Origin of the sequence: Mammaliicoccus sp. K-M42 (genome assembly GCF_022386375.1) — a bacterium.
Taxonomy (GTDB): Bacteria; Bacillota; Bacilli; order Staphylococcales; family Staphylococcaceae; genus Mammaliicoccus; species Mammaliicoccus fleurettii.
The window spans coordinates 21,101-32,993 of the sequence record NZ_JAJNIS010000024.1 but is presented as its reverse complement, the minus strand read 5'-3'; the positions used below and the strand labels follow the sequence as shown (position 1 = coordinate 32,993).

The following is an 11,893-nucleotide window of genomic DNA, read 5'->3' as shown; positions in this document are numbered from 1 at the left end:
TACTCTTATCAGCAATTTTACTTAGTACTGCTTTTAACACTACTCTTATCAGCAATTTTACTTAGTACTGCTTTTAACACTACTCTTATCAGCAATTTTACTTAGTACTGCTTTTAACACTACTCTTATCAACAATTTTACCTAGAACTGCTTTCAACACTACTCTTATCAGCAGTTTTACTTAGAACTGCTTTTAACACTACACTTATCAGCAGTTTTGCCTAGTATTGCTTTTAACACTACACTTATATGCCCGCGGAAAGCATGCATAAAAAATTGCCAACAAAGTTTGAGCTTTGTTGGCATTTTGAAAACATGAAATTAGCCTAAAGTATAAGAAGCTGCTTCTGACCATGTTTCGTCTTCATTTTGTTTCATTAATTTAATTGTGTCGATTGTTTCTGAATGATCGATTCCAGCCATTCTAACTTGTCCATAAATATCTTCAAATTCTTGACTTGATAACCCCTGTGCAATTGTGAAGTGTGGAACGAATGGATGAGTACTTTCACCATAGAAGTCACCGTTATTGAATTTACTGTATAAAGAAACTAATTCATCAGTTTTAGTAACTTTAAAATAAATTACATTTTTAGTTGGTGCAAAGCTTGATGCTTTTGAAACTTGAATTTCCACTGGTTCGAATTCTTTAGCTGTTTCTTCAAGTTTAGACTTAACCTCATCAAGCATATTATCATCAACTTCAAATTTTTCTTTAATTGTAATATGTGGTGTGATTAATGCGTAGTGCTTGTCATATCTTTTGCGATAAGCGTTCACTGCTTCTTGGAATGGTTTTGATGGAATAAGTACGATGCCTAATTTCATAATGATACTTCCTCCTTTGTTTGTCTTCCTTTTTATTATATCAAATTTTTCTGATTTTGATGACTTAAAAAGTAACTTAATATATTTCCCAATTCAGGTTTCCATGTTTTCCAAGTATGTCCACCATCTAATTCTTCATATTCATATGTTAAGTTAGCTTGTTTAACACGTTCACTAAATTCTCTATTAGGCGTTAAGAAATCTGCTAGATCTCCACTAATCAGTTTAAATGAATCTTCTTCTTTACCAATATAATGTTTAATTGTTAATAGATCTTTAGATAAACAATTTTGAAACTTTTCAGTTACCGTATCATTTATTAATGGACTAAACAGCCCAAGTTGACTAAAATGATGTGGATATTCTAAACCAGTAACCAATGCTACACTTGCTGCAAGACTATCACCTAATAATACTCTTGCATTTCCTACTTTTAAAGTTGAGAATGTTTTATCAATATAAGGACATAGTTCTTTTACAACAAATTGTGACATTTCTTTTCGGTGCTCTCCATCAGGATGAAATTCTTTTCTTCTAAGTTCTACATCTTCATAGTGAACACCAACGATAATCGCTCTTTCTACCATTTCTGCAGTTCTTAACTTTTCATATTCTCGATGTATTTGTCCAAATTGGAAAAAGTCTCTGCCATCAAATGTAATCACAACATGATGTTTATATAGATCAGTGTAGTCTTTAGGTAAGTAAATTGAGATCGTCACTTCCCTTTTTAAAAATTTACTTTCAAGTTTTATTTGGTCAACTAGACCTATTTTTTTCTCCATATAAAACGCTCCCAACTGTACATATAAGACTATTGTACAGTAGAGAGCGTATATTTGAAAGCGTTTGATATTGTTTAATTACTTATCTTCTAATTCAAATTCTTTTAAACGTTTTGGATAATCTTCATGCCAGAATTTAGCATTAGGCACTTCGTCTGGTGCTGGTTTATAAATTGCATATTTACCAGTACCTTTTTGTTTTTTCTGGTTCTCAAAGTCTCGTAATGCTCGTAAAGCTGGTTTATGGAGTATCCATATAGCTACGATGTTTAACCATGCCATCATACCTACACCTAAATCACCCATTGCCCAGGCAACATCAGCTGTTTTTACACAACCATAAACCGTAGCAGCTATTAAGATAAGTCTGACTAAAATAATCCATATTTTCTGCTTATCGGAAGGAATGATATAACTCACATTGGTTTCTGCAATATAATAGTATGCCAGAATAGTTGTAAAGGCAAAGAAGAATAATGCAATAGCAATGAAGTACGAACCGAATCCAGAGTATCCTGGATCAAACGTATAACTATCTCCTTTAAAAGCTTTATCTATACCAGCTTGAGCGTACATTGCTGTACCTGTGACATCCTTACTACCATCGGCACTTTGTACATATATACCGTTATCATGCATTAAATGAGGCGAACCATCTTTATTAGTCCCACCATCTGTTGTATTAAATGTACCAGACATTAAGATCATTAATGCTGTAGCAGTACATACTAATAAAGTATCAATATATACTGAAAATGCTTGTACAAGTCCCTGTTTAGCTGGGTGTGATACTTCTGCAGCTGCAGCAGCATGTGGTCCAGTACCTTGACCTGCTTCATTTGAATACAATCCACGTTTAACTCCGATTTCAATCATTGCACCAAATATACCACCAAAGGCAGCTTCAACACCAAATGCTGATTTGAAAATCATTGCTATTAAACCTGGAACTGCATCAATATTTATAATAATTATTACAAATGCTAGACCTATGTATACAATGGCCATAAACGGTACAACTGCTGTTGCAACATTCGCAATCGCTTTAATACCACCGAAAATAATTAAGGCTAACAATACTGCTAATACGATAGCAATAATCCACGGATTTAAACCAAAAGCATTCTTCATAGATGAAGCGATGGCATTTGATTGTACACCTGGCAACAATAAGCCCACTGATAGAATTGTAACAAGTGCAAAAACGATACCATATATTCTACCAGTCTTACCTTTAATACCTGACTCTATGTAGTATGCTGGTCCACCACGATATTGACCATTAATTTCTTTTTTATAAATTTGACCAAGTGTTGACTCTATAAATGCCGAACTTGCTCCAAGAAACGCAGTAGCCCACATCCAGAATACAGCACCAGGACCCCCGATGAAAATCGCTGTTGCTACACCGACAATATTACCTGTACCAACACGACCCGCTAATGATACTGCTATCGCTTGGAATGAGGATATACCAGTTGGTGATTTTTCCCCTTGAAACATTAACCTTATCATTTCTTTAAAGTGTCTAACTTGGAAGAACCTCATCATAAATGTAAATAAAATACCAGTCAGCAATAAACCGTATACCAACGCTTTACTCCAAACAATGTCATTTGCAAAGCTAACAATAGACTCCATAATCAATCTCCCCTTTGTTGTAAGCCTTAAGATAACCCCTTGTTCAGAAAATTTCGAAATTACCTTGTTATGATTATACCATGTATAAATACACAATCAATCATTTTTTAAAGTGAATCACACATTTTTTGTAAGCGCTTACTTCGTTATCAAAAAGCTTTTCTTCATTAATACGTTAAAATCTCACGTTAATATTATATTCATAATTACTTAATAATTATTCTAATCCGCACAACTTAAAAAAATTATATATATCTATATTTTTCAACAATATGATTTATCATTGTTTAATCTGTAATTTCCCTTATAATATAAAAGTATGAGAAAGTTTGATAAGGAGGACTACTATTGTTAAATAAAGCTTGGTTTCGTACAGGAATTGCCATTCTCCTAACATTTCTAATTATAAAAATATTTATGGAAATAAATGAAATATTTTATCCGGTCATTATCGTCGTAAAATCAATTTTACTTCCATTACTATTAGGTGGATTCTTGTTCTATATTTGTTTACCTTTTCAGAAAATGTTAGAAAAAAGAAAAGTACCTAGATGGGGTAGCATCTCTATTATATTAATCGCCTTAATGCTTGTAGTCATATTATTTATTTCAATAATAGTGCCAGTATTAACTGATCAAATTAATAACTTGATTAAAAATCTACCTTATATACAACGAGAAATACAAAACGTCGTCGATTACGCATTACAACAAAGAGACAGATTACCAGATAATATATCTCAAAAAATCAATGATTCTATTGAAAGTATAAGTGGCATAGTTACAGACATGATTACTAACTTATTCAGTTATATTTCTTCATTTGTATCAACAATGTTCTTATTAATCTTAGTGCCATTCTTCTTAATATATATGTTAAAAGATCACGAAAGATTTATTCCATTTATTGCAAAACCATTTAAAGGACGTACAAAATGGTTCGTAGTAAACTTAAGTAAAGATATTAACCAAACTTTACAATCATACATTCAAGGACAAGTTACAGTCAGTGTTATTCTAGGTGTGTTATTGTATTTAGGTTATACATTTGTAGATTTAGATTATGCTTTGTTATTAGCACTATTAGCTTTATTAACAAACATGATACCATTCTTAGGACCATGGTTAGCTTTTATACCAGCAGCAACAATTGCATTAATACAAGATCCAGTAATGCTTGTGTGGGTTAGTATCATAACGTTAATTTGTCAACAACTAGAAGGTAACGTCATTACACCTAATATAATGGGTAAATCACTAAACATACATCCATTAACAATCATCACTGTTATTTTAGCAGCTGGTAATTTAGGCGGATTCGTAGCTATATTAATAGCGGTACCAACATATGCAGTCCTTAAGACAATTGTAAGAAATGTATATACACATAGACAATCAATAAGTTCAACCGCAAGTAGAACAGTAGAAGACGATCCAATTCTAGATAATGATTTAAAATAAAAAAACTGAAACCAATATTGGTTTCAGTTTTTTTAATATGAATTTTGAATCTCTTAGATTAACTTCTGACTTAATCTACAACTTCACTCATCTCTTAGATTAACTCTCTAATTAATCTACAACTTCACCTATCTCTTCGATTAACTACTCAATTAATCTACAACTTCACCTATCTCTTCGATTAACTCTCTAATTAATCTACAACTTCACTCATCTCTTAGATTAACTACTCAATTAATCTACAACTTCACCTATCTCTTCGATTAACTACTCAATTAATCTACAACTTCTACCATCTCTTAGATTAACTCACTAATTAATCTACAACTTCTACCATCTCTTCGATTAACTCACTAATTAATCTACAACTTCACTCATCTCTTAGATTAACTCACTAATTAATCTACAACTTTACCTATCTCTTCGATTAACTACTCAATTAATCTACAACTTCTACCATCTCTTAGATTAACTACTGACTTAATCTACAACTTCACTCATTTTTCCAAGAAATACTCATAACGTCTCTATTACTGATCACGAATCCTAATTTATTTCCAAATCTTTCTCATTATCCTAGACAAAAACTCCATTCATACTATAACTTATGTTTATATAAGCTAATTATGAATGGAGTTTATTAATACTATTTCTTTATATGCTCAAATCTTTTATCTTACGATGTGATAACCTGAGTCTACATGGATATTTTCGCCTGTTACGCCGCTTGAATAATCGCTTAATAGATAAGCTGCTGTTTTACCTACTTCAATTATATCTACATTACGTTTTAGTGGTGAGCGTTCTTCTATTTCTTTAAGTATTGAGTTAAATCCGCCTACTCCTTTTGCACTTAATGTACGAATTGGTCCAGCTGAAATTGCATTAACTCTAATATTATCTTCACCTAAATCACGTGCTAAATATTTTACATTCGCTTCTAAACTTGCTTTTGCTACACCCATTACATTGTAGTTAGGTACTGCAAATTCTCCACCTAAATAAGTAGTCGCTACAATACTTCCACCTTCAGGCATAAGTTTTTTAGCTTCTCTAGCTACAATTGTTAAAGAGAATGAACTAATATCTTGAGCTAATAAGAAGCCTTCGCGAGATGTATCTATAAATCTACCTCTTAAGTCTTCCATGTTAGCAAAAGCGATTGAATGATATACGCCATCGATATGACCAAATTTTTTACCAATTTGTTCAAAAGCATTTACAACGTGATCATCTTGTTGAACATCACATTCATAAATATGTTTCTCTTTTTGATTTTTTAATTCTTCAAATAGTTTTTCTAATTGATTTTTACTACGTTCTTTTCTATATGTGAATACTAAGTTAGCACCTAATTCGTCTAACACTTTAGCTACACCAAAGCCAATACTTCTTTTGTTTGCAATACCCATGATTACATATGTTTTACCTTCTAAATTAAACATTAGTTATACTCCTTTAATATGTATATTATTCATAACATTCACTCGTTATGATACCACTGGTCAGACCACCTGACAAGCATTATACTTTCATTTTAAATTTTAAAAAAAGTAAAAATGAGGATCATTTGTACTTCCTCATTTTTACTAAATTATTATATAAATTCCATATCTTGTTTTAATTGTGAAACGTATTCTTTCGAACCAGTTACAATTAATTTATCACCATATTGTAACTCCGTATCCCCGTGAGGCACGATTGAATCTTTTCCTCTAATAATACGAACAAAGATTACATCTCCTGCGAATGGGAATGATCTTAACAATACGTTGTGATAGCTATGATTTTTCATTTCAATTTCATATAATGATGTTTCAACATTACTTAATAAGTTCAACATGTTTGGTGATTCAATTAAACCTTTAAGCAATATTTTATTACTTAAGAAACTACTAAAGAATTCAATATTCTTACCATCAAATTCTACATCTTCAGAACCATTCTCTTGTTTACAAATGATTCTTTTAACTCCATGATTATGTGCCATTAAAGCTACTTCTTTATTTATATCATCGTCATTTGCTGAACATACTATAATATCTGAATCGAATAAACCTAATTCAACTAATTCTTCTTCAATATAATCATCAAGTTCATATGTTTTAATACTTTGATCTAATTTTCTATTATCAGAAAGATCTTTTCTAAAGAACATTGTTGTTTGATAAATATGAGAGTGTATACTTTGAGCCACTGGAATAGACAGTTGGTTTTTACCAATAAAGCTCACTTTAACAATCGTCTTCGTTTCTTCAGGCATTGGGAACATTTTCTTAAATACAATTGGAACAAATACACAAGTTATAACTGCACTTAAAATTAGAATACCTGAAATTTCAGAACTAATTGTACCAAGTTGTTCAGCTATTTTTGCTGCTGCGATAACTAGTGATAATGTTGATGTTAATAAAAATGCTGATGAAATCGTTGTTTTTTTATCATACCATTTACCAATAAAAGCCACTGGAATAATCTTAGTAATTAAAAATGCAATAAACAGTAACGGTATAATAATTAGTAAACTCGGTTCTTTAACAAGTGAAGGTATATTGAGATTCACACCGACCATAATAAAGAATATAGGTATAAAGAAACCATATCCAAAGGAATCTAACTTTTCAACCATATCTTGGTCAGGACCTAATAATGAAACGATTACCCCTGCTAAGAAAGCACCAAGTATGTTTTCAGCTCCTACACCTTCAGCTAATGCTACTAGTAAAATTATTAAAGCAAATACTGCACGTATACCGATTTGTGTCGTTCCTGATGTTAAATTTTTTAAAAAAGGTGATTTTTTAAATAATCCCCCCATTATATAGAAGACAATACTGAATACTATCAATATTCCTATCAACCATAATGGTGAATCTCCTTTTGCATAAATTGTGCCATAAACAGTTAATAACAACATAGTAGCTAAATCAGCTACTACTGCTACTAATAAGATGAATTGTCCAATATTAGTATGCATGATATTCATTTCTTTTAACGTTGGTACTACAACACCTAAACTGATTGTCGAAATAATTATGACCATTAATAATACATCATCTATTAAACCAGTCCATTTAAATATATAAGCTGCTAAAATAGATAACACCATAATTGCTGAGAAGACAACTGTTGTTAAATATATATTACTCGGTATATTTTTCGTATCTTCGTCAGAGTGTTTTTTCGTTTTAAAAGCATTAAAATCTATTTCTAATCCACTCAAAAACATTAAAAATATAAAACCTAATGTTGACAGTATAGATAACCATGCATCTTCTTTTACTAAACCAAATAATGAATCTCCAATAATGATCCCCATTATAATTTCAGCAACAACTACAGGTAAGAAAGAAATTTTAAGTCTATTAACAAGTATAGGTGTCAAAAATGCAGCTATAACAACGATAACAAGAGATGTAAAACTAGAATGCTCCATATTATTCTCCTTATATTAGATAAGACATAAACGCTGTTGCTAAACCGAAATATATTAACATACTTACTATGTCATTTATCGTTGTAATAAACGGTCCACTAGCAACGGCTGGATCGATATTCATTTTATTCATAAACATTGGGATGATTGCACCCATTAGTGTACCTACAGTCATTGCAATTGTTAAACTGACAGATACGATTAATGCTAATACAGGTTCACGATATAACAATACAATTATAAGAAATAAACTTATTGCACAAAGGAAACCAGTTAGTAACCCTGACCCTGATTCACGTAAAGCAAGCTTGAATTTACTTTGCTCATTAATTTCACCTGTAGAAATATTACGTACTGATACAGCAAGTGATTGTGTACCTGAATTCCCGCTCATACCACTTATTATAGGTATAAATGCGGCAAGTAACGCCACTTGTGATAACGTTTCTTCAAATTGCCCTAATATTGAAGCTGTTATCATACCTAATACTGTTAGAATTAATAGCCATGGTAAACGTTTCATAGCTGTTTGGAAGACTGAATCGTTTGTAGAATCGATATCAGAAACACCGGCTAATTTAGAGTAGTCTTCACTTGCTTCTTCATCCATAACATCTAAAATATCATCGATTGTAATAATACCTAACAGATGATCTTGATAATCAATAACAGGCAAAGCAATTAAGTCATAGTCACGCATTGTTTGTGCTACATCTTCTTGGTCATCAGCTACGTTAGAGCTAATGACACGTTCACTCATAATTTCTTCTATATATGAATCATTTTCAGCAACGATTAAATCTCGAAGTGAGATAACGCCAGCTAATTTTTTATTTTCATCCACTACAAAAATGACATATATTGTTTCTGCTTGTGGAGCTTGTTCTTTAACATAGAACATCGCTTCTTTGACAGACATAGTCGAATATACTGAAATAAACTCAGTGGTCATGATACCACCGGCAGTATCTTCGTCATAATGTAATAATGCTTTTATTTCTCGAGCATCTTCCCGATTCATGAGTGCAAGTAAAGTGGCTATTTTATTTTTAGATAATACGCTTAACATATCTACCGCATTATCATAAGACATTTCACTTAACATTTGACTAGCATAGTTGGCATTCATATTTTGAAAAATTTCTTCGTATTCCTCATCATCTAATTCAGTCGTTTCGAAAAAGTCTGCAACTTCTTCAGGAGAAAGATATTGATATATTTTTTGTTTTATATCATTATCACATATTTCAAAGTATTCACCTTGATCGTATGTATGCATTGTTAAAAAAACTTCTCGAAATTGGTCAATTTCACCATTTGCTAATAATGTATCTAATTGTTCTTTATCAAACGCTTCGTCTTCGATGTATTGATCATTATTCTCGTTAACCAACTTTGCCACCTCCTCATAAAAATACAATTTATTATAGCATACCTATACCTTCTAAGTGATAATGTATTTCATCAATTATATTTATTTTTTCCATAGTTATTGGGTGCTTAAATTCAACGTTGTAACATTGCAATAGTTGATGACAAATTTCTTTATTTTCATATCCATATAAACTATCTCCAACTATTGGATGACCTATATGCGCAAGATGAACTCTAATTTGATGGGTCCTTCCAGTTAACAGTTTCAATTTAAGCAGGCTATTTCGTTTATCATCTTTTAAATATTCGTATTCCGTATGCGCAAATTTGCCTTCTTCAGATACTTCACGTTCAATAATTGAATGTTTAGCTCTACCTATCGGCGCTTCAATTTGTCCATATTTTTGTTTTACAATTCCATGTACAATTGCTAAATAATATTTATTTAATGTAGTCTTTGAAATCATATGATGTAACAACTGATGCTTAGCAAATATTACAATACCACTTGTTCCTCTATCTAAACGTGTCACAATATGCGGAATTGTTTGCTCTTCATTTTTATTCATATGATACAATACCGCTTCAACTAAGCTATGATGAGGATGTTCTCTTGAAGGAGCAATATTTATCAATGCCGGTTTTGAAACTATTATAAACCATTCATCTTCAAATAAAACCTTCAAATCCATTTTAAAAGGTTTAAGGTTATGACTAGGTAATTCATTCGGCAAACAAACTGTTACTTTATCACCTTCCTGAATTAAACTTCTTACGGTCATATTTTCTGAATTAACTAATAAAGCGCCATTCTGCTTAATGGCGCTTAAACTCTTTCTAGAAATGCCTTTATCATATAAAAATTCTTTTAATGTCATAGACGATGTCGCTTTATATTGTATTGCTTTCATTTCTTATTCCTCGTTTGATATAAATGAATCATGTACCCTTTTCCAAAATGGAAATGGTCTGAATCTAGCAAATCTAACTTTTTCATTAGCAACTCTATATTGAATAGATTCAATATTTTTATGTTTTACATTTACATGATCAATTGTAACTTGCAACGTATCATGATTAACAGGATGTATATGACACACATGATGTTTAGGTAATACTAATGGGGACCCTACAGTTCTAAAAACTCTATTATTTATAGAAGCTATCTCCGCTATTTGCATAGCTTCAAGTGAAGGGTGTATTAATGCTCCACCCAATGCTTTGTTGTAAGCTGTTGAGCCTGAAGGAGTTGAGACGCATAATCCATCTCCTCTAAACCTTTCAAATTGCTCACCTCTTAATACTAAGTCTACTACTAATGTAGCACCATTATCTGTTTTTATCGTCGCTTCATTCAATGCTAAATATCTTGTTTCATATCCACCTTTTTTATAACGAATAATTACTTCTAATAATGGATATTCAATTACTTGATATGTTGAGTTATTAATTTCTATTATTAATTTTTCAACTTCATGAGGTAACCAATCAGCATAAAATCCTAAATGTCCAGTATGTACACCTACAAAACTTACATCACCTAACATATGACTATATTGATGGAATGCTTGTAATAAAGTACCGTCACCACCAACTGAAATTACGATATCTGGGGATTCTTTATCTTCAATCATATTAAAGTCATTCATATGATTTTTCATCTTATACATTAAAGCATTAGATTTTGAATCTCCTTTAGATAATATATTATACTTCAAAGCATTCACCCCTTAATCATGTTTATGTTTATTACTTTTTTGTCTTGAATAATACTCTTGAGCTTCTTGTATTTCTTCACGTATTTCTGACATTTCTTCATCCAGTAAAAATGCCGCTTCTGCAGCTCTTTCTAGTCTATTTCTAATTTCAGGAGGATAATCGCCATCATACTTATACCTCAAAGTATGTTCAATTGTTGCCCAAAAATTCATTGCTAAAGTACGAATTTGTATTTCTGCTAAAATATTTGTTTGACCATGTAATGTCTCGATTGGGTAACTGATAATAACGTGGTAAGAACGATAACCACTTTCTTTTGTATATTCAACGTAATTACGCTCTTCTACAACTTCAAAGTCTTGTCGTTGTCTTAATAATTCTACGACCACATCAATATCATCTACAAACTGACACATCATTCTTAAACCAGCAATATCATACATTTCTTCTCTTAATCTATCGAAAGGAATGTTACGTTGGTTTGCTTTATCAATAATACTTGAAATCGGCTTAACTCGACCAGTAACAAATTCAATTGGCGAAGGTCTATCTGAAGATTCATATTGTTTACGTAACCCCTTCAATTTAATCTTTAATTCATCAATTGCTTGTTTATATGGAGCCAAAAATTCTTCCCATTGATTCATAG

General features: G+C 31.5%; 10 protein-coding genes. 1 reads left to right on the top strand and 9 read right to left on the bottom strand.

The annotated features are described in order from the left end of the window. Positions 1–321 precede the first annotated feature (321 nt). The 3 genes from LQ668_RS10765 to LQ668_RS10755 all read right to left on the bottom strand — a co-directional run bounded on the left by LQ668_RS10765 (position 322) and on the right by LQ668_RS10755 (position 3,257). Complete coding sequence (locus LQ668_RS10765; RefSeq protein ID WP_078356704.1) at positions 322–828, bottom strand: YjcG family protein; 507 nt, start codon at positions 826–828, stop codon at positions 322–324. A 35-nt stretch (positions 829–863) separates the two neighbouring features. Then, positions 864–1,613, bottom strand: coding sequence for an alpha/beta hydrolase-fold protein (locus LQ668_RS10760; protein ID WP_078356703.1), 750 nt, complete (start codon positions 1,611–1,613; stop codon positions 864–866). A 78-nt stretch (positions 1,614–1,691) separates the two neighbouring features. Next, positions 1,692–3,257: an alanine/glycine:cation symporter family protein gene (locus LQ668_RS10755; RefSeq protein ID WP_078356885.1), complete on the bottom strand. Its 1,566-nt coding sequence runs from the start codon at positions 3,255–3,257 to the stop codon at positions 1,692–1,694. A 345-nt stretch (positions 3,258–3,602) separates the two neighbouring features. Here LQ668_RS10755 and LQ668_RS10750 point away from each other — a divergent pair, with 345 nt between their 5' ends. Then, on the top strand, positions 3,603–4,715 hold the full coding sequence (locus LQ668_RS10750) for an AI-2E family transporter (protein WP_078356702.1): 1,113 nt from the start codon (positions 3,603–3,605) through the stop codon (positions 4,713–4,715). A 671-nt stretch (positions 4,716–5,386) separates the two neighbouring features. On the opposite strand, the gene fabI is transcribed toward LQ668_RS10750, so the two are convergent. The 6 genes from fabI to yjbM all read right to left on the bottom strand — a co-directional run bounded on the left by fabI (position 5,387) and on the right by yjbM (position 11,891). Then, entirely contained in the window at positions 5,387–6,160 is a 774-nt protein-coding gene (gene fabI / locus LQ668_RS10745) for an enoyl-ACP reductase FabI (RefSeq protein ID WP_107509700.1), read from the bottom strand. A 152-nt stretch (positions 6,161–6,312) separates the two neighbouring features. Further along, a complete protein-coding gene (locus LQ668_RS10740; RefSeq protein WP_078356700.1) occupies positions 6,313–8,151 on the bottom strand; it encodes a cation:proton antiporter family protein in 1,839 nt (612 codons plus the stop codon). 10 nt (positions 8,152–8,161) lie between these two features. Then, a complete protein-coding gene (mgtE, locus tag LQ668_RS10735) occupies positions 8,162–9,544 on the bottom strand; it encodes a magnesium transporter (RefSeq protein ID WP_078356699.1) in 1,383 nt (460 codons plus the stop codon). Between the two features lie 31 nt (positions 9,545–9,575). Further along, positions 9,576–10,436, bottom strand: coding sequence for an RluA family pseudouridine synthase (locus tag LQ668_RS10730; protein ID WP_078356698.1), 861 nt, complete (start codon positions 10,434–10,436; stop codon positions 9,576–9,578). A 3-nt stretch (positions 10,437–10,439) separates the two neighbouring features. Beyond that, a complete protein-coding gene (locus LQ668_RS10725; RefSeq protein ID WP_078356697.1) occupies positions 10,440–11,243 on the bottom strand; it encodes an NAD kinase in 804 nt (267 codons plus the stop codon). Positions 11,244–11,255: 12 nt separating this feature from the next. Continuing rightward, positions 11,256–11,891, bottom strand: a complete 636-nt coding sequence (gene yjbM, locus LQ668_RS10720; protein WP_078356696.1) for a GTP diphosphokinase — start codon at positions 11,889–11,891, stop codon at positions 11,256–11,258. Positions 11,892–11,893 lie beyond the last annotated feature (2 nt).

Bases quoted from the DNA above. Each gene is read 5' to 3' on its own strand.
- LQ668_RS10765 (WP_078356704.1), bottom strand. From the start codon at position 828: ATGAAATTAGGCATCGTACTTATTCCATCAAAACCATTCCAAGAAGCA.
- LQ668_RS10760 (WP_078356703.1), bottom strand. From the start codon at position 1,613: ATGGAGAAAAAAATAGGTCTAGTTGACCAAATAAAACTTGAAAGTAAA.
- fabI (WP_107509700.1), bottom strand. From the start codon at position 6,160: ATGTTTAATTTAGAAGGTAAAACATATGTAATCATGGGTATTGCAAAC.
- LQ668_RS10740 (WP_078356700.1), bottom strand. From the start codon at position 8,151: ATGGAGCATTCTAGTTTTACATCTCTTGTTATCGTTGTTATAGCTGCA.
- LQ668_RS10730 (WP_078356698.1), bottom strand. From the start codon at position 10,436: ATGAAAGCAATACAATATAAAGCGACATCGTCTATGACATTAAAAGAA.
- yjbM (WP_078356696.1), bottom strand. From the start codon at position 11,891: ATGAATCAATGGGAAGAATTTTTGGCTCCATATAAACAAGCAATTGAT.